General features: G+C 61.9%; 14 protein-coding genes. 4 read left to right on the top strand and 10 right to left on the bottom strand.

Going from position 1 to position 19406, the window contains the following annotated elements; genetic code table 11:
- Positions 1-58 precede the first annotated feature (58 nt).
- On the top strand, positions 59-487 hold the full coding sequence (locus JQ600_RS19200; protein WP_212269879.1) for a MarR family winged helix-turn-helix transcriptional regulator: 429 nt from the start codon (positions 59-61) through the stop codon (positions 485-487).
- Between the two features lie 133 nt (positions 488-620).
- Here the strand turns inward: JQ600_RS19200 and JQ600_RS19195 are convergent, their stop codons facing one another.
- The 3 genes from JQ600_RS19195 to JQ600_RS19185 form a co-directional block, all read right to left on the bottom strand.
- Entirely contained in the window at positions 621-1088 is a 468-nt protein-coding gene (locus tag JQ600_RS19195) for a carboxymuconolactone decarboxylase family protein (RefSeq protein ID WP_212386498.1), read from the bottom strand.
- A 31-nt stretch (positions 1089-1119) separates the two neighbouring features.
- Complete coding sequence (locus tag JQ600_RS19190) at positions 1120-1653, bottom strand: YkgB family protein (protein WP_212386499.1); 534 nt, start codon at positions 1651-1653, stop codon at positions 1120-1122.
- A gap of 64 nt (positions 1654-1717) precedes the next feature.
- Positions 1718-2539 (bottom strand): SDR family oxidoreductase, encoded by an 822-nt coding sequence (locus JQ600_RS19185; RefSeq protein WP_212490034.1) that lies wholly within the window; start codon positions 2537-2539, stop codon positions 1718-1720.
- Positions 2540-2662: 123 nt separating this feature from the next.
- Here JQ600_RS19185 and JQ600_RS19180 point away from each other — a divergent pair, with 123 nt between their 5' ends.
- On the top strand, positions 2663-3610 hold the full coding sequence (locus tag JQ600_RS19180) for a LysR family transcriptional regulator (RefSeq protein WP_212269883.1): 948 nt from the start codon (positions 2663-2665) through the stop codon (positions 3608-3610).
- Between the two features lie 195 nt (positions 3611-3805).
- Here the strand turns inward: JQ600_RS19180 and JQ600_RS19175 are convergent, their stop codons facing one another.
- The 5 genes from JQ600_RS19175 to JQ600_RS19155 all read right to left on the bottom strand — a co-directional run bounded on the left by JQ600_RS19175 (position 3806) and on the right by JQ600_RS19155 (position 12248).
- Entirely contained in the window at positions 3806-5101 is a 1296-nt protein-coding gene (locus JQ600_RS19175; RefSeq protein ID WP_212386501.1) for a glycoside hydrolase family 130 protein, read from the bottom strand.
- 31 nt (positions 5102-5132) lie between these two features.
- On the bottom strand, positions 5133-7415 hold the full coding sequence (locus JQ600_RS19170; protein WP_212386502.1) for a glycosyltransferase family 4 protein: 2283 nt from the start codon (positions 7413-7415) through the stop codon (positions 5133-5135).
- Positions 7412-8347: a class I mannose-6-phosphate isomerase gene (locus JQ600_RS19165; protein ID WP_212386708.1), complete on the bottom strand. Its 936-nt coding sequence runs from the start codon at positions 8345-8347 to the stop codon at positions 7412-7414. Before JQ600_RS19165 ends, JQ600_RS19170 begins: the two co-directional genes overlap by 4 nt.
- A gap of 1403 nt (positions 8348-9750) precedes the next feature.
- On the bottom strand, positions 9751-10782 hold the full coding sequence (locus JQ600_RS19160; protein ID WP_212386503.1) for an endonuclease/exonuclease/phosphatase family protein: 1032 nt from the start codon (positions 10780-10782) through the stop codon (positions 9751-9753).
- Between the two features lie 1055 nt (positions 10783-11837).
- Entirely contained in the window at positions 11838-12248 is a 411-nt protein-coding gene (locus JQ600_RS19155; protein WP_212035802.1) for a (deoxy)nucleoside triphosphate pyrophosphohydrolase, read from the bottom strand.
- 152 nt (positions 12249-12400) lie between these two features.
- On the opposite strand from JQ600_RS19155, the gene JQ600_RS19150 reads away from it, so the two are divergent.
- Positions 12401-13726 (top strand): TadE/TadG family type IV pilus assembly protein, encoded by a 1326-nt coding sequence (locus tag JQ600_RS19150; RefSeq protein WP_212270149.1) that lies wholly within the window; start codon positions 12401-12403, stop codon positions 13724-13726.
- A gap of 111 nt (positions 13727-13837) precedes the next feature.
- On the opposite strand, the gene argJ is transcribed toward JQ600_RS19150, so the two are convergent.
- Positions 13838-15094: a bifunctional glutamate N-acetyltransferase/amino-acid acetyltransferase ArgJ gene (gene argJ / locus JQ600_RS19145; RefSeq protein ID WP_212490033.1), complete on the bottom strand. Its 1257-nt coding sequence runs from the start codon at positions 15092-15094 to the stop codon at positions 13838-13840.
- 189 nt (positions 15095-15283) lie between these two features.
- Complete coding sequence (locus JQ600_RS19140) at positions 15284-16198, bottom strand: peptidylprolyl isomerase (RefSeq protein WP_212270151.1); 915 nt, start codon at positions 16196-16198, stop codon at positions 15284-15286.
- Between the two features lie 363 nt (positions 16199-16561).
- Between JQ600_RS19140 and secA the strand changes: the two genes are divergently transcribed.
- Positions 16562-19399: a preprotein translocase subunit SecA gene (gene secA, locus JQ600_RS19135; RefSeq protein ID WP_212386505.1), complete on the top strand. Its 2838-nt coding sequence runs from the start codon at positions 16562-16564 to the stop codon at positions 19397-19399.
- Positions 19400-19406 lie beyond the last annotated feature (7 nt).

The raw sequence follows: 19406 nt of genomic DNA, 5'->3' as shown, positions 1-19406 counted from the left end.
TATAAAGCACATCGTGAATATGATACACAATGTAGATAATACATCACTTTGCAGCGACGTGCTGTCGCAGCTATTCCTGGTCACAACGCTGATGTCGGCGGATATGCAGCGTGGCTTGGCCGAGCGCGGCCTGACGCAGACAAGGGCGCAAGTGTTGTGGGTGCTGGGTGGGGCCGAGCGTATGACGCAGGCGGAACTGGCCGCGGAATTGAAGGTCACGCCGCGTAACGTAACCACGCTCATCGATGCGCTGGAGGAGACCGGTTTTGTCCGTCGCACGGCACACCCGACGGATCGGCGTGCTGCCGTCATTGTTCTGACGGCGAAAGGGCAAAAATCCTTCGCAAGACTGCAATCGGAGACGACCGAGTTCGCCAAACTGCTGTTCGGCAACCGGTCCGAACGCGATCTGAAGACATTCCAGGGGATACTTCACGACGTCGCTACGAAGCTGACCGAACTGGCGAAGGAAACTGGCGGCCGGTAGCGCCACCGGCGGCGGCTCTGACGATGGCGCTCATGTGCTGGTCCTTTCCTGACTTGTTCGCAGATGCCCGATCCCATCGGGAGACGTTGGCCTGGCTTTGCACGAGCGGTTGTCACGCCGCGCGAGGCCCGGACTATGCCGCCTTCAAATTCTCGATCGCGGCCTGCGGCGTGTTGCGAAAACTGATGGCCAGGCGGTTGTAGGCGTTCATCAGGCCGATCGCGATCGTGAGGTCGACGAGCTCGCGCTCCTCGAACACGGCGCGGGCGGCCTGATACGCCTGATCCGGCACGCCGGTATCGGCAACGCGCGTCACCGTCTCGGCCCATGCCAGGGCGGCGCGTTCGCGCGCATCGAACAGACTGCCGGCTTCCGCCCATGCCTGCAGCAGCGCGAGCTTCTCGATCTTCTGCCCCTTCTTGAGCAGGTCGCGCGTGTGCATGTCGAGGCAGTAGGCGCAGTTGTTGATCTGGGAAATCCGTAAGTAGACCAGGTCGACCAGCACGGGCGAAAGACCGCTCTGCATGACGTAGCCGTAGACGCCGCCCAGCGCTTTCACGCCTGCCGGTGCAACCTGGTTGTAGTCCAATCGCTTGCTCATGTTCGTGCTCCATCTTGTTTGGAAAGGTTGATCACTTGCGAACCGCGGTCTTCAGCGAGTCGACGAACACCCAGAAGGAGGCGGCGAACAGGCCGACGTCTTTCAGGAGGAACTGACCCGGCGCGACCGAGATCGCGGGGAAGCCGAGCTCCGGCACGACGACATCAGGCGTCGAGATCATGAAGCTGAGGGTCGTGACGAAGAGCCCGGCCGAGAGAACGCCGCCGGCCGCGGAAAAGATCGGGCTCGCCAATCTGAGGGCGATCAGCAGGCCGATGCTGAGTTCGACAAAGCCGAGGAAGGTGGAGAAGCCGCGGACCGAAAGCAGCGCATAGAACCAGCCGACGAGCGGACTGTTCTCCACCAGCGGCACCAGCCCGTTGGCCTCGTATTCGGTAAACTTCATCCCGCCGAACCAGGCGTAGATGACCGCGAGCGAGACGTAGAGGCCGGCGCGGCTGACCGGCTCGGCGTAGGCGAGCACGCGTTCGGCGTGATCGCGCCAGTTGGAGGCGGTGCGCGATGCCAGGGCGGGGGTCGGAAGCTGAGTTGTAATGTACGACATGGTGAACTCCGTTTTCAGGGTGATGGTTTCAATTCGATGTTCGGCTGGACTTGTTGCCCGTCGCCTAGGCGCTGACGCGCTCGTGGTTGCGCAAGTTGTAGCGGGGGGCCGGGATGGCGCTCGAAATCTTGTCCGACATTGCGCGGCGTGCCGCCTCATAACGATCCCATTCCGCCTGGTTGGGCAGCGACGGGATGGTCACGGTCTCGCCAAGGTCGAGGCCCGCAAGGGCAGCGTCGACTAGGTCGTTGGCCGACATCACCATCTGCTGCGGCAAATGATGAACCGGCATGCCGGCGACGTCCCAGAATTCGGTGGCCGTGGCGCCCGGCAGCACTGCCTGCACGCGCACGCCCTTGCCCGCGAGTTCGTGAACCAGCGAGTGGTTGAACGCGAGCACGAACGCTTTCGTGCCGCCATAGACACCGTTCAGCACCTCCGGCGCGATCGCGACGATCGACGAAATGTTGATGATCGTGCCGTGGCCGCGGGCAACAAATCCGGGGACCGCTGCATAGGTCAGGCGCGTCAGCGCTGTGACGTTCAGGCTGATCATGTCGTCCATCTTGTCGACGTCGGAGGAGACCAGGGGCCCGGTGGCGCCCACGCCCGCATTGTTGACCAGCATGGAGATGCCGGCGTTGGTCCGCAGGATGTCCCCGACGCGCCGGAGATCCGCAGCGACGGTGAGATCGGCTTCGACCGTCTCGACCTTGCGGCCGGTGTCGCCCGCGATCCGGCGCGCCAGGGAGGCGAGCCGATCCTTGTTGCGGGCGACCAGAATGAGGTCATGGCCGCGCTTCGCCAGCCGGTCGGCGTAGATTGCGCCGATGCCGGTTGATGCGCCGGTGATCAGGGCGATGCCTTTGGTCTGGATCGAGGTCATGTCGGTCTCCTGGAATTCGGGGTTGGGGCCAGCCGTTGCTGTGCGTTCGTAACTAGACCCTTCCGAAAACGATGGGTATCTGGTAAAATCGGGAAAGACCCTTCCACCAGATGGAAACATCCAATGGACCGCTTCGAAGCCATGTCGCTGGTGCTGGCGGTTGCCGAGGCCGGCAGCCTGTCGGCTGCGGCGCGTCGGCAGAAAACGCCGCTCGCAACGGTCAGCCGGAAAGTCTCCGAGCTCGAAGCGCACCTGCAGACCAAGCTGTTCAACCGCTCAAGCCGTGCGCTCGTGCCGACGGATGCGGGCCGCTCCTACATCGCCGCCTCGAAACGAATCCTCGCCGACGTGGCCGAAGCCGAACGCACGGCGTCCGGCGAGTACACGACGCCGCGCGGAGATTTGATTGTGTCGTCGCCGTTTGCGTTTGGCCGGCTACATCTGGTGCCGGTGATGGCGGAGTTCGTGGCTGTCTTTCCGGAGGTGGACATTCAACTCGATTTGCAGGACCGGCCGGTCAATCTTGTCGAGGACCATGTCGATGTCGCGCTTCGGATCGGGATCCTCACCGACAGCAGCCTGATCGCGATCCGGATTGGAGAAATCCGCCGCGTGTTGTGCGCGAGTCCGGCGTATCTGAAATCGCGGGGGACGCCCAAATCCCCTGAAGACCTGTCCACACACGACTGCATCAGCTTCCTGCCGTTCCACTCATCAACCACATGGACGTTCAAACGGGACCAGACCGAATATGTGGTGCCGGTGCGGTCGCGCCTCGTCTTGAACAACCTTGAAGCAACCTGCGATGCCGCGCGCGCGGGTATGGGGATCGCCGCGGCGTTCTCCTACCAACTTGCCGAATCGATCAAATCCGGCGAGCTCGTGCTGCTGCTGCAGGATTTTGAGCCGCCGCCGCTGCCCGTCAGCCTTGTGTACCCGCCCAACCGCTTCATGCCGGTCAAATTACGGGCCTTCCTGGACTTCGCGCTGCCGCGCCTCAGAGCGCGCATTGGCGACCTGCCGAAACGCGCCGTGCCGCGAGCGCGAGCCGGTTCGTCGCCATTGGAGTGAGGAGCGGTTCAATATTCGCTGCCGCGAGCGCTTGGCCAATCCCGACGGCCGGATCCAGACCGCCTTCGACGTGATCGGGCTGTACGGCTGGGCGCCGCATGAAATCCAGACCGAGCTAGGCTCGGCGGAAGTCTCGAGGCAGCGGTAAAGCGGACGTCGAAGCAGGCTACCCGTGCGAATAGCTTCTCCGCACCATCAGGACATTGCTTGCAGCAGGGCTGCGATCTTGATGGTCGCAAAGTTGGAGTAGGTGTCGGATATGGCGTAGGGCAAAATGATCTGGTCATTGTGCCGCATCGCGCCGCAGGTATAGACCACGTTGGGAACATAGCCTTCGCGTTCTGACTGTTCGGGATGCAGCAACGGCTCGACCGAACGCGCCAGCACCCTGGACGGGTCTTTCTTGTCGAGCAGCGCCGCGCCGATCGAATATTTCCGGACCGGACCGACGCCGTGCGTGAGCAGCAGCCAGCCTTCATCCAGCTCGATCGGTGACCCGCAGTTTCCGATCTGCACGAACTCCCAGGGGAATTGTGGTTTCAGGATCGCCTGACCGCCGTCCCACTGATGCAGGTCATCCGAATAGATCAGATAGAGGTTCTCATTATCCTGACGCGCGATCATGGCGTACTTGCCGTCGATCCTGCGCGGGAACAGGGCCATGCCCTTGTTGTGGGCCGCGGTCCCCTGCAGCGGCGACATTCGAAATGACAGGAAGTCGCTGGTCTCGATCAACTCCGATCGTATCGCTCTGCCGGTATAGGCGGTGAAGGTGGCGTAGTAAGTCTTGTGGTCACCATCGCTGAATTCGACGAAACGGGCGTCTTCGATGCCCTGGGATTGGGATGCGGTAACCGGAAATATCACGCGTTCGCTGATATCCTGTTCCTCCTTGAAGGTGATCTCAACCGCTTCGCCTGATGGTCCGGATACGCGACGTCCGACCCGGGGACTGGAGGCCAGCCGCGCGGTCGGATCGACGGCCAGGCTGCCGTCGGCGGCAATGGTGCCGGTGCGAAATGTCAGCGAAGACACGTGGCCTTCGCCAACGGCCCGGAGACTAAGCACGAAGCGGAGGCCGCCTTTCGGCGCTCCAGACTGGTCGGGATGCGGTACGATGCTGGGATTGAACAGCGCAGAGGCCTCGAACGAGTACTCGTTCAGGAAATAAGCACCGATCAACTGGCGCTGGACGCTGGAAAAAGCGCCGTGAGCCGCCAGCGCCTGTTCCATCTCGTCGGCGCGGAACTCGAATTCCTGCAGCAGGTTGCGATGCCGGCCTTGGAAGTTCTCCAGCACGTCGGCCAACAGGCTGGCTGTGACTTGCGGATCGAGTGCGAGCACGCGCTCGACGATGTGGTTGGCGCGGGTCTTGTCGGTCGGGTTGAGGTCGCGCGGTTCAGTCGTCGGCTTGAACGGGCGTACGATCACGCGCGTGGGGTCGGGGCGCAGATAGAGTGCTTGCCGATGCAGGAAAGTGGCTTGCAACAAGATGTCCTCGGTTAGTTGGAGGAAACTGGACTCAGGCGCCGATGGCGCGAAGCGCCACGGGGGGTGTCACGCTGACATTGACGCGCGCAAGCTGACGAATATCGGCAAGACCGAGCAGATAGGACACGACCGACTCGCCGCCGCGGTTTTCGTTGGCGCGGTCGGGATGCAAGCCATCCCGGCAACTGCCGGTCTCGGGATCGACCAGCGCGATCGATAAATCGTTGCGGCCGAGAAACCAGGCGAAAACGTTGTTTGCGATCGCCTTCCATTCGGCGTCACCCTCCGCGCGCCAGGCGGTCAGGCAGGCCGCGATCGTCGCCGCTGCCTCTACCGGCTGCTGGTCGAACGCGCGCGGCGCCTGGCGCAGTTCACCGAAGCCGGCGGTGCCGACGGGGCGGAAATGTCCCATCGAGGTCGTTTGTTGTGTCATCAGCCAACGCAGGGACCGCAATCCGGCAGCGAGGTAATCGGGTGTTTGCGTGGCCATGCCTGTCAGCATCAAGGCTTGCGGCAGGCGCGCATTGTCATACGCCAGGCCTTCCTCGAACCACGACCAGTCCGGCGTTTCGACCGACGCGAGCCCCGACATCAACCTGTCGGCGAGAACGCGCCGGATTTCCCGGGCGTGCGCATCATCGCGAGCAACGGCGCAATAGCCGTCCAGACCCAGCAGGGTGAAGGCCAGTGCGCGGGGCGAACTGAAGGCCTCGACGGCCGGCAATGCCTCGGCAAACAAGGCGGCGGCCCATCGGCGTCGCGACGGGCTTGCGTCCCTGCGCGCGCACTCACCCAGCGCCCATAAGGTTCGCCCGTGACTGTCTTCGGAGCCGCGATCTTCGAGCCAGGTTCGATTGAAGCCCATGAAATTGCGAAAGCGTTTGGTGTCCGGATTCCACGCATGCTGCACGAAGGCGGCAAAACGGGCCGTCAATACTTCGGACAAGCGCGTTTCGCCCGGATTGTTGAGGGCGCACGCCAGCAGCAAGGCGCGGGCATTGTCATCCACACAATAGCCGTGGGCGCGATCGGGCACCGAATGCACCGCATGCTGGAACAGGCCGGTATCGTCGCACATGGAAAGAAAGTGATCCAACTGCATGTCCGACGCCGCAGGGCTGTGCGCGATCGCGACCGGCCCGGTACGCGCCACCACCTTGAGCCAGTCCCCATGGCGCGCATGTTCGAAAGTGGCCATGTAACGCTCGGCCGTACGCTCCCATGTCATCGATCGGCTGATCGAGTAGGCACGCTCGCGCATTGCCTGCCGACGAGGGGCATTGGTGAGCAATTGCGCAATTTCCTTGCCGATCGCGACCGCGTTGCCGAAGGGAACGATGACGCCACGGCCGTCATCCAGCAGCTCCAGCGCGTGCCAATACGGCGTCGACACCACCGGCTTGCCCAATCCGAAGCTGTAGGCCAGCGTCCCAGACGTCATCTGCGCTTCATTGAGATAGGGTGTGACGTAGACATCGCACATCGAAATGAACTCTAACAACGTCGCCTGATCGACGAACTGGTCGAGGAATACGACATGGTTCTCGACGCCAAGTTCGCGCACGCGCGTCACAAGGCTCTCGCGATAGGCTTCGCCCTGGTCGCGCACCAGATTTGGATGCGTCGCGCCGAGCACGACATAGACCGCGTCCGCGCGACGTTCCAGGATCAAGGGCATGGCGTCGATCATGACCTCAATGCCCTTGCTGGGGGAGAGCAGGCCGAACGTCAGAATGACGGAGCGGTCGCTGAATCCGAGTTTGGCCTTTGCCGCGTCGGGCTCGACAAACGGAAAATCGGGAATGCCGTGCGCGATCACCTCGATCTTGTTGTCCGGTACGCGATAAACGCTGCGCAGCATCTCGCGGCCCTTGTTGGCCATCACAATGATCTTCGAAGAAGCATCGACGATGCGCTCCATGACCGCACGCTGGGCGGCGGTCGGCTTGGCCAGCACCGTGTGCAGCGTGGTGATGACGGGCATGCTGAGGCGTGAAAGCAGCTCGAGGATGTGCCCGCCGGCTTCGCCACCGAAGATTCCGAATTCATGTTGCAGGCAGACGACGTCGAACCGGCCGGCGTTCAGGAAGGCCGCGGCACGCACATAGTCTTCAATGGTGTCATCCTTGATCTGCAAGGCAACCGAAGCGGGATAGTCGTAAGCTTGTCCGTGGTCGTTCATTGCGACAATGCTGACCTCCAGATCCGGCCGTGAACTGGAAAGCGCGCGTTCCAGATCGGTCGTGAAGGTGGCGATACCGCAGCGGCGGGGCAGCGAATTGCCGATGACGGCGATGCGGCGAAGCGGCGTCATGTTCGCGCCTCCTTGGCGCCTTCAAACTGCGGAACAGCAGGAGCAGCCGGATTGGCAGCGTTGCCCGGTGTTTCACCAAGCCTTTGCAACAGGGAATCGATCGGACGGCTCGCCGGATACGCGATCAAAGCACTCAATCCATGGCTGCCGACCTCGATGCTGGTGCGACCGCCGGCAACGAAGATGGCCTCCCCGATCGAGGCCGCGACCAGTCCAATGGCGGCGTGACCGTTGAGAACAAGAATCCAGGTCTCCGGTTCGGCAAGCAGCGCCCAGCTTGAACCCTCGGGCAGCTCAACGCGCTCGAGAACGAAATGCCGGCTGGAGACGAGGACCGTTCGGTCCGCGGAAAGGCGCGTCGGATTGCAGGGCGTTCGAAGCGGCCATGGGTGAGCGACCGCGACCCCGTCGTCTTCGTGCAATTCGCGTTGCCGGCCATAGTCGAACAGGCGGAATGTCGCGTCACTGCGCTGCTGAATTTCGGCCAGCACAATACCGGCGCCGATGGCGTGGATGGTGCCGGCCGGGATGTAGATGACGTCGTCTTTCGCAACCGCTCGCCAGTGCATCAGTTCGGCGATCGACCCGTCCCGGATGGACGCCCGCAATTGCTGTGGTGTTACCTGGTGCTTTAATCCAGCGCCGATCTGCGTGTCGGGCTCAGCCGAAAGGATATACCACGCTTCGCTCTTGCCGTTCGGCATCCCGATCGCGCGTGCGTAGGTGTCGTCCGGATGTACCTGGATCGACAAGGGTTCGCTGGTGAATAGCAGCTTGAGGAGCAAGGCCGGGATAGGCGCATCCTTGTCGGCCCGCTCGAACCACAGCTCGCCGATGGCGTCACCAGAGCCGTCAATATTGCTCCAGGGGTGCAGATCACGGGCCCCCCAGGGCTTGTGGACGACCCGCACGGCGGCATGTTCGGTAGGCATAGGATGTCCCTGACCCATGACGCGCACGTCAGGGCGACGTGCCGTTGGCCGCGATCGTTGTTAGGATTTGGCGTGGCTAAGGCGTGGCGTACCCGCACGGGTGCTTAAAGCGGATCGGACGCCGAGTGTTCCTTAGGTGGCTACTCCACCACGCGATTACAACCTGTCGCGGCCTGTTTACTCTCCTTGCCCTCAAGCGGAAGCGGTCGCCTCCATTTCCCCGGAAGCGCAGCATCGATGGCCGAAAGACGCTGCCAATCGGTCTAACAGGGGAACCGGGACCGTTATGGCTGGTCGAGTGTCGATGGGGTGCCAAACTTTGGTCCCCAGGAGGGACGAGGCCCGGTCCACGCCGGGAGCGCATCCCATTCGGCCCATCGCATGCGGCGCTCCTCATTTCCAACCCTGACAAAAACGAAAGCAGCGTCATCGCTGCCCGTTTTTGATCCGGCGAACATGGCCGGCACGCCATACGCGTTCCTGACAGTTGCTTTGTTGGCCATTGCGACCTTCCGATGGGTTTGTTCTGCGGTCTTGCGTGGACGGATCAACTTTGAAAAATGACCGGGGCGGCGATCAGCATGACGAAAAAGTTCGGCAGCAGCACCGGAGGCACAAGCCACTCACGGAAGCCGGATGTTGGGGGATTTGACAACGGACCGCCTGCTTGGTTGAGGCGGGAGCGCAACGCTCTCAGTCATCGATAACTGCCGGGGGCGCGCGATGATATTCCACATATAGTCTCTTTTGCCCAAATAGCGAGATGGCAACCGGCTTATTTCAGCATTTGTTTGGACGATGCCTGCGGCACTGTCGGATATTCGTTAACTGCATGTGCTTACAGTTTCTGCACATGGTCACGATTTGTGTTTCATGAACGGATTGGCGGGATACGTGCAGCAGATCGAAACCAATGACCCTACCGAGGCCCGACGCAGCCGCTACGCCCAGTATCGAGGACAAGTGGCCACGCTGACCTTTGGCTCTGCGACCGTGAGGGGCATGGTCCGATCGGTCAAGGAAGACAGTTCCAGTATTCCCGTTCGATGGCTGGTTACCGTCGTTTCGCCATAGCGGCGACCAACATTGCAGATTGATCAAATGATGCCGCGCCTCACGTTGGTGAGATATGCACCTACGGATCCGGGTGCCGCCAGCTTCGTCTAGCCGCCCAACCGCTTCATGCCGGTCAAGTTGCGCGCCTTTCTGGACTTCATGCTGCCACGCCTCCGGGCACGCATCGCCGACCTGCCGAAACGTACCGTGCCGCGGGGACGAACCCGTTCGACCCCATTGGATTGAGGAGCGGCCGATCCTCGCTTCGGCTGCGACGGCGCTTTCGTTCGCAATACCCGTGGCGGAAGACCTTTGCAGGGCCTGGAATCCCTCACTTGTCTGGAAAATCACTTGCCATCCCAGGCCGCCAGCGATTTCAGGTACGTATCTGTCTGGTCGACGCTGAACTCGGTCCACATGATCAGGTGATCCGACATTTGGTAGGTGCGCCATTGCGGGAATGCCTTGGCGGTCGGTGCGCTCTTGCCGCCTTTGAATTCCTTCGGATCGTCAAAAACGTATTTGAAGAAGTCGAAGATGCCGGCATTCGTGCTCGTCACACCTACCTTCTGTTTGAAAAACGCGATCTGGTCATAGAACTTGTCCTGGGCCACGTTGCTTCCGGCGGGCAGTTTCTGCAGTGCGGCCGGCACCACGAACTTGTTCTTCGTGAGCGCCTCATACGTCTTGTCGGTGCGCGAGAAGATGTTGAAGTCGCCAAGCAACACAAGATGTTCGGGCGAATAATCAACCGGCGTCTTGGTGTTGATGTAGTCTTTCGCCTTTGCGGCAAGCAGCTTGGCGAGTGCGTTGATCTCGTCGACGCGCTTCGGATCCTCGGCCTTGCTCGTACCGTAGTAGATGTGAACCGTGCAGAGATTGAACTTGGCCCAGCCGACCTGAAAGCCACAGACGAACGGCGTGCGGGCGATCTGGCTCATGATCTCCGTCGCGCTCTTGCCGGGCAGGACCAGTTCACCGGCAAGGCCGGTAAAGCTGACCTTGGTCGTGTTGTAGACGAAGGCAAGCCGTTCGCCATTGCCGCTGTCGGCATAGCTGACATCCGTGAAGATGACGTTCCATTGCCGGCCTAGCAGCCGCATGATGTCCCTGAGCGCCTTGAGATCGGCTCGGACTTCCTGAACCGCAATCAGGTCGAAGCGGCTCATGCACTCCGCGATGTAATACATCGCGTCGGGCGTGCGTCCGCCGTATTTGGCGCCGCCGAACTCACGAATGTTCCACGTCGCCAGCAGCAGCGAGTGGTCGCTTTTGGCCGGCACCTTGCTTTTAAGTCCGGCGCGCAACTTTCTCAGCCCGGCTATGATGCGTTGCCGCTGCTTCGTATCCTTGATCCACCGCAGACCCGTGTAATTCACGACGCTCTCCCCCGTTGCGAAGGTGCTCTCCGATTGCGAAATGTGGTTATACAATCACTGATTTAGGCGATCCGAAAGGGGCAGTCGCGGAAAGCCACAACAACTTGTGCGGGGTGCCACCTCCGCAACATGCCCGTTATCCGGTCTTTCCCGGACCTGCGGGTATCGACGATAGAAGCTCTGAATAGGCGTGATCGATCTCCACCGAAGGCTCTGCTCGCAATGGCGGTGGCCGCAGACTTGCGAACCACGCGTGTCGCAATTCCTTGGCGCGAATTGCGAACACCGACTGCGTCGCCTCGCGCGCAAGCGCAATCTTGCGGTCCGGCTGCGACAAATCAACCCGACGGGCAAATCAGTTCTGATTGTCAGAAATCGCGTCAAGTCTAAAATTTCCGAAAATCAAAAATATTCTTGTTTCCATGCGACCCAAATCAGTGCACATTTATGCCCATCCCGTCCCACTCAGAGGGGCGTTGGCCATCGTCACAACGAGGGGCGGGTCGCGGTGGACGCTGATGTTGCGCTTTGACGCGTGCAGCATTGGCGTACGGTGAAGTCGTGTGGTCCTGACGCCCGTAACGGCGTCAAGTCCCGCGGGAGCTAACGCTTCCGAGGGGCGACGGTGGCAATAGAGGCCGTCTCACCGGGGAGAGCACGATATAAGCCGTAAAGCCATTGCGCAGGGAAGGCCGGATGCTCTCCGCTGGACCTGTATGCTCGTGTGCGCATTCTTATGCACAATTGCACACGAGACCGCGGGTGCAGCGCGCACCCGGTCTTCCCTGCGCCCTCTGATTTCGAGGGCAAGGAAATTTCTGGCAAAGCTCGGGCGCAATGCGTCGCGAGAACGTGAAACTGCGTTTACATGATGGTGCAAGGTGCGCGCGCCAAACACCGCCGTCGTCCCGGCCTTGCGCCGGGATCCATACGCCGCGGCCCATCGATGAAAGCGCTTGCGTTAGAGACCTTCGGTTATAACGACTGCCGCGGCGTATGGGTCCCGGCGTTCGCCGGGACGACGAGAGATTTATGTATGAGCTCGCTCGCTCACCTCACAACAGCAAGTCCAGCAGATGCGGGATCAGCGGAATGTCCGCGGGAGGCATCGGGTAGTCGCGCAGTTTGCCCGCGCGCACCCAGGCCAGTTGCTGGCCTTCGCGTGCGATCACCTGGCCTTCCCAGCGCCGGCAGATGTAGAGCGGCATCAAGAGATGGAAAGTCTCGTAGGCGTGGCTGGCAAAGGTCAGCGGCGCCAGGCATGGCTCGCTGACATCGATGCCGATCTCTTCATGCAGTTCGCGGATCAGCGTCTGCTCGGGCCGTTCGCCGGGCTCGACCTTGCCGCCGGGAAATTCCCACAAGCCCGCGAGCGCTTTGCCTTCCGGACGCTGCGCCAGCAGCACCCGTTTGTCGGCGTCGACCAGCGCGCAGGCAACCACGAGGGTTAGTTTGATGTCGGCCATGAGGGGCTGTTTGCAAGATTTTTGGGCAGGCGTGGAAGATTTCATTAACGAGCCAACCTCATGTCGCCAAACGATTTGTTTGCGGCTCGGGAACCCAAATTTAATTTGATGTTGGCAGGGTGCGTCCAGTTTCGGCCCAGAACAGGCATCCTATGCGCGCTTTTACTTCTCTGCTCAACCGCTTTCGTCGCGACCGCTCCGGCAATATCGCCGTGATATTTGCGATCGCGTCGCTGCCCATCATATCGGCGGTCGGATGTGCGGTCGACTATTCGCGGGCCACCCAGTTGCGCAGCAAATTGCAGGCGGCGATCGACGCGGCCAGCGTGGGCTCGGTCGCCAAGATCGCGCCCGGCTTCATCGCCGCGGGATCGATGACCTCGGATGGGCCGATCCCGGCCGGCGTCGCCGATGCCACCAACATCTTCAACGCCAACATGAACGGCGTCACCGGCTACACGCTCAACAGCATGACGCCGGCAATGACCAAGGCCGGGAGCGTCATCACCTCGACGGTTCAGTTCTCTGCCACGGTTCCGATGATGTTCCTCGGCGTGATAGGCAAGACCAGTGTCACCGTGACCGGCGCGTCGACCGCCACCACCAGCATGCCGCTCTATATCGATTTCTATCTGCTGATGGACAATTCGCCATCGATGGGCGTCGGCGCGACGCCGGCCGATGTAAGCAAGATGGTCAACAATACGTCGGACAAGTGTGCGTTTGCCTGTCACGATCTCAATAACAACAATAACTACTACAAGCTTGCAAAAACCCTCGGCGTGACCACGCGGATCGACGTGCTGCGCAGCGCGACCGAGCAGTTGATGGACACCGCGGCCGCTACCCAGACCTATTCGAGCCAGTTCCGGATGGCGATCTACGATTTTGGCGCATCTGCGGGCTCGGCCGGGCTAAGAGCCCTGTTTTCGCTGTCTTCCAGCCTGTCGAGCGCCAAGAGCGCGGCCGGCAACATCGACTTGATGACCGTCAACGGTCAGAACCAGAACAACGACCAGGACACCCAGTTCACCAGCATCATACCCGCGATCAACAGCGCGATCAGCGCGCCCGGTGCCGGCACGTCCTCGGCGCCGCTGAAGTATCTGTTCTTCGTGTCTGACGGCGTCGCCGACGAATACAATCCGGGAACGTGCATCAAGCCGACCACCAGCAGCGGACGCTGCCAGTCGCCGCTCAACGCGGCGCTCTGCACGGCGATCAAGTCTCGCGGCATCAAGATCGCGGTGCTCTACACCACCTATCTCGCGCTGCCGACCAACGCCTGGTACAACTCGTGGATCGCGCCGTTCAATACCGGGCCCTACGGGCCGTCGCCGAACAGCCAGATCGCGCAGAACATGCAGAGCTGCGCCTCGACCGGACTGTATTTCGAGGTCAGCCCGACGCAGGGCATTGCGGAAGCGATGAACGCGCTGTTCAAGAAGGCCATCGCCGACGCCCGGATCAGCGGCTAGGACCGCCGCCATTCGGGGCGATGCGAAGCACGAACCTCAGATGCGCAATTGCGCATCGGGGAATTTTGAGATTCCGGGTTCAGTCCTGCGGACTGCCCCGGACTGACCAGATCACGACCGGTAGTCGCCGTTGATGGCGACGTATTCCTTGGTGAGGTCGCAAGTCAGCACGCGGTCGCGGCCCTTGCCGAGGCCGAGGGAGACCTTGATCTGAATCTTCGGGCTTTTCATCGCCTCGGAAACCTCCGGCTCGTTGTAGGACGGATCGCGCGCGCCGCTCTTGGCGACGCGGATGCCGTTGAACGAGATCGACAGCTTGTCGCGGTTGGCGGGCTCGCCGGCCTTGCCGACCGCCATCACCACGCGGCCCCAATTGGCGTCCTCGCCGGCGATCGCGGTCTTGACCAGCGGCGAATTCGCAATCGACATCGCGATCCGGCGCGCCGAAATGCTGGTGGTCGCGCCCTCGACGATGACCTCGACCAGTTTTCGCGCGCCTTCGCCGTCGCGGGCGACTTGCTCGGCAAGATCGGCGAGCACCGCGCGGAATGCCTTTGTGAAGGCTTTCAGCCTCGGATCGCTGGCGCGCGTGATTTTTGGGGCGCCGTGGGCGGCGGCCGTTCCGGTGGCGAACGCCAGCAGCGTGTCCGATGTCGAGGTGTCGCTGTCGATGGTGAGGGCGTTGAAGGTATCCTGGACGCCGCTCTTGAGCAGCGATTGCAGCACGGCCGACGACAGCGGTGCGTCGGTAAACACGAAGGACAGCATGGTCGCCATGTCGGGCGCGATCATGCCGGCGCCCTTGGCCATGCCGTTGATGGTGACCTTGGCCTTGCCGAGTTTCACGGTCGCGGTCGCGACCTTCGGGAAGGTGTCGGTGGTCATGATCGCCCGGGCCGCGCCCATCCAGTCCGCGGGCGCAGCGCTGTCGGCCAGCGTGCCCAGCACGCCGTCGAATTTGGTGGCGTCAAGCGGCTCGCCGATCACGCCGGTGGAGGCGAGAAACACCTCATTTGGTTTGCATCCGACCGCCTTGGCGGCAATCGACGCCGTCAAGGTCGTGGCCTGCCGCCCGGTCTTGCCGGTGAAGGCATTGGCATTGCCGGAATTCACCACCAGCGCGCGCGCAAGCCCCTTGGACGAACCGCCGCCTTTGAGTTGGGCGCGGCACCATTCCACCGGGGCGCTTGGGCATTTCGATTGGGTGAAGACACCGGCCGCATTCGTTCCCTTGTCCATGATCGCGAGCAGCACGTCGGTGCGTCCCTTGTAGCGGATGCCGGCGGCAGCCGTGGCAAGCCGCACGCCCGCGATCACGGGCATGTCGGGGACTTCGGTTGGTGCGAGGGGGGAAACGGCTGATGACATGGGGGCGCCTTATCGACAGGAAGACTGGAAGCGATCTGGCCGGATCCGGAAAGCGCGAGGCGCTTAAGGATTCGCGGCCATCCACGTCTTCAGCATCCGTTGATGAAGGCCCTAAGACATGGATGCCCGGCACACCTGAGTGGGCCGGGCATGATGCCTAAATACTGAAGTCGGGTGGCGAAGTCGATTTTATTTCTTCGCCGGCGCCATCTTGGAGGCGTCGGGCTTGGCAGCCTCGGCAGGCTTCGCCGCCGGCTCGGCCGGCTTGTCCATGCGCTCGACCTTGGCGGCCTCGCGCAGCTTCGCCACGTAATCGGCCTGCGCCTTGCGCGTCACATAGGTTTCGATCTGGGGCTTCACCTGCTCGAAGTCGGGCGCCTTGCGGTTGCGCTTTTCCTCGACCTTGATGATGTGCCAGCCGAACTGCGATTTGACGGGATCGGAAATCTTGCCGGGCTCGAGCACGAACGCCACGGCCGAGAATTCCGGCACCATCTGCTCCTTGGTGAAGAAGCCGAGGTCGCCGCCGTCGGAGGCGCCGGGGTCCTTGGACTTTTTCTTGGCGAGATCCGCGAAATCGGCGCCCTTTTTCAGCTCTTCGGCGACCGCCTTGGCTTCGTCCTCGGTCTCGACCAGGATGTGCCGGGCGTGGACTTCGGCTTCGCCGGTGATCTGCTTGGAGGCCTCCTCATAGACCTTCTTCATGGCCTCGTCGGTGGTTGCCGCCTTGCCTTCGGTGGCCAGCAGGCTGTCCATCAAAAGACGGTTGCGCGCGAACGCTATGCGCCGCTTGAAGTCCTCGGAATTCTCGACCTTTTTATCCTCGGCGGCCTTGGCGACGATCTTGAGGTCGATCAGGAACGCCAGCACGTTGTCCTTCTTGGTCGCCGGGTCCATCTGGGCGAGGCTGGGGCCAAGTTCCTCTTCGGCCAGCGCGACGTCGCTCTGACGGATTTCCACGCCATTAACCTTCGCCAGAACGGGGTTGTCCTGGGCGCGGGCCGGCAGGCCGGCGGCCAGAACCGCAGCCAGGCAGGTCGTCAGGGCCAGGGAGGCCAAGCCGAAGCGCAGGCCGGTTTTCGTTTCCGGGAACGGGGAGGTCATGCAAAATCCTTGTCTTGAAGATGGGAATGCCAAAGGCGGCGGGACACTCGCCCAATCATGGCACCTTGGCAACGCGAAAAGTCTGTCAAAATGATGAATTCCTTGACATCTTGGCGACGTTGACAAGCCTGTGGCCCAGCCATATCTCTGCCGGAACCAATCGATGGCGATAGCACTTATTTTACTGGGCTTTTTGCCGTTGAACCTTAGCTTGCCTGAATCCCACTCACTTGGCGGATGACCCCCGGATCGGGGCGTTTGCCGCGACGCGTCACGGTGAGTTGATAGGCAACTTGGTGGATCACGTCACGGCCGCAACGCAAGACACGGCTTAGCAAGACACGGCATAGACAGGAACTCGGCATGATCGGCGCGCTCGCCCGCAAGTTTTTCGGCTCCGCAAATGACCGGCGGGTGAAGGGATACCAGTCCCGCGTCAACGCCATCAACGCGCTCGAGCCCACGCTCGCCGCGCTGTCGGACGAGGCGCTGAAGGCCCGCACCGCCGAATTCCGCGAGCAACTCGCCAACGGCAAGACGCTCGACGAACTCCTGGTTCCGGCCTTTGCCACCGTGCGCGAGGCGGCCAAGCGCACCCTCGGCCAGCGCCATTTCGACGTCCAGCTGATCGGCGGCATGGTTCTGCACGAGGGCGACATCGCCGAGATGAAGACCGGCGAAGGCAAGACGCTGGTCGCGACGCTTGCGGTCTATCTCAACGCGCTGGCGGCTAAGGGCGTCCACGTCGTCACCGTCAACGACTACCTCGCCCGCCGCGACTCCGAATGGATGGGGCAGATCTATAATTTCCTCGGACTGAGCGTCGGCGTGATCGTCCACGGCCTCGACGATGCCGAGCGCAAGGAAGCCTATTCGCGCGACATCACCTACGGCACCAACAACGAATACGGTTTCGACTATCTGCGCGACAACATGAAGTACCGCCTGGAGGACATGGTCCAGCGCAGCCACTTCTACGCCATCGTCGACGAAGTCGACTCGATCCTGATCGACGAGGCGCGTACGCCCCTGATCATCTCCGGCCCGCTCGACGACCGCTCGGAGTTCTACAACACCATCGACACCTTCCTGCCCAAGCTCGACAAGACCGATTACGACGTCGACGAGAAGCAGCGCACGGTGACGCTGACCGAAGCCGGCATGGAGAAGATCGAAACCCTGCTGCGTGACGCCGGCCAGCTCAAGGGCGAGTCGCTCTACGACGTCGAGAACGTCTCGGTGGTTCACCACATCAATCAGGCGCTGCGCGCCCATTCGCTGTTCAACCGCGACAAGGACTACATCGTCCGCGACGGCGAGGTCATCATCATCGACGAATTCACCGGCCGCATGATGCAGGGCCGGCGCTATTCCGAAGGCCTGCACCAGGCGCTGGAAGCCAAGGAGCATGTCCAGGTCCAGCCGGAAAACCAGACGCTGGCCTCGATCACCTTCCAGAACTATTTCCGGATGTACGCCAAGCTCGCCGGCATGACCGGCACCGCGCTGACCGAAGCCGACGAACTGTTCGACATCTACAAGCTCGAGGTCGTCGAAATCCCAACCAACGTGCCGGTGGCGCGCCTCGACGAGGACGACGAGGTCTATCGCACCCAGACCGAGAAATACGCCGCGATCCTGGCCGAGATCGAACGCGCCAACGCGCGGCTGCAGCCGGTGCTGGTCGGCACCGCCTCGATCGAGAAGTCGGAAGTGCTGGCCGAGTACCTGAAGAACCACGGCTACAAGCAGATCGATTTCGGCTCGGAATCCGGTATGGAGAAGCTCTATGCCGCGGCGCGCGCGGGCAAGCCTGCGAAACTGTTCGCGGTGCTGAACGCGCGCTTCCACGAACAGGAAGCCTATATCGTCGCGGAAGCCGGCGTCCCCGGCGCGATCACGATCGCGACCAACATGGCCGGCCGTGGTACCGACATCAAGCTCGGCGGTTCGCTCGAGATGCGGATCCTGCAGGAGACCGCGCACATCACCGACGAGGCCGAGAAGGCCGCCAAGATCGAGCTCATCAAGGCCGACATCGAGCGTTTCCGCGAGATCGTGCTGAAGGCTGAAGACGTCGTCGAAATCGAACCCGCCAAGGGTTCGAAGCCGGCCAAGACCATCACCAAGCCCGGCGGGCTCTACATCATGGGTTCGGAACGCCATGAATCGCGGCGCATCGACAACCAGCTGCGCGGCCGCTCCGGCCGTCAGGGCGACCCCGGACGCTCGAAATTCTTCCTGTCGCTGGAAGACGATTTGATGCGGATCTTCGGATCCGACCGGCTCGATACCATGCTGACGCGGCTCGGCCTCAAAGAGGGCGAGGCGATCATCCATCCCTGGATCAACAAGGCGCTGGAGAAAGCGCAGCAGAAGGTCGAGGCGCGCAACTTCGACATCCGCAAGAATTTGCTCAAATTCGACAACGTACAGAACGACCAGCGCAAGGTGATCTTCGACCAGCGCGTCGACCTGATGAAGGACGACAGCGTCGCCGAGACCGTCGCCGACATGCGCCACGCCTTCGTCGAGGACGTCGTGACCAAGCACGTGCCCGAACATGCCTATGCCGAGCAGTGGGACGTCACCGGCCTCAAGGACGAGTTGAAGCGCGTGCTCGACGTCGACCTGCCGGTCGATGAATGGGCCAAGGAAGAGGGCATCGCCGACGAGGAATTGCTGGCGCGCATCGAGAAGCATGTCGACGAGCGCATGGCGGCCAAGGTCGCGCAATGGGGCCCCGACGTGATGCGCTACGTCGAAAAGACCATTCTGCTGCAGACGCTGGATCATCTCTGGCGCGAGCATCTGGTGATGCTCGACCATCTGCGCCAGGTGATCGGCCTGCGCGGCTACGGCCAGCGCGATCCGTTGCAGGAATACAAGTCGGAAGCCTTCAGCCTGTTCGAGGCGATGATCGCGCATCTGCGCGAGGCGGTGACGGCGCAGTTGATGCGGGTCGAGATCGTTCCGCCGGAAGAAGCACAGCCGGCGTTGCCGGTGATGGAAGCGCACAAGCTCAACCCGGATACCGGCGAAGACGAGATGGCGTTCGCCAATGCCTCGCTGGTGCCCGAGGTCAGCGCCGCCGACCGCGATCCCAAAAATCCCGCCACCTGGGGCAAGGTCGGCCGCAACGAGGATTGTCCCTGCGGCTCCGGCAAGAAGTTCAAGCATTGCCACGGCAAGTACGGCTGAGCTGCTC

This window comes from Bradyrhizobium sp. AUGA SZCCT0176 (assembly GCF_018130145.1).
GTDB lineage: Bacteria > Pseudomonadota > Alphaproteobacteria > Rhizobiales > Xanthobacteraceae > Bradyrhizobium.
The sequence above is the reverse complement of the archived record's forward strand: the minus strand, read 5'-3'. Positions and strand labels throughout refer to the sequence as shown.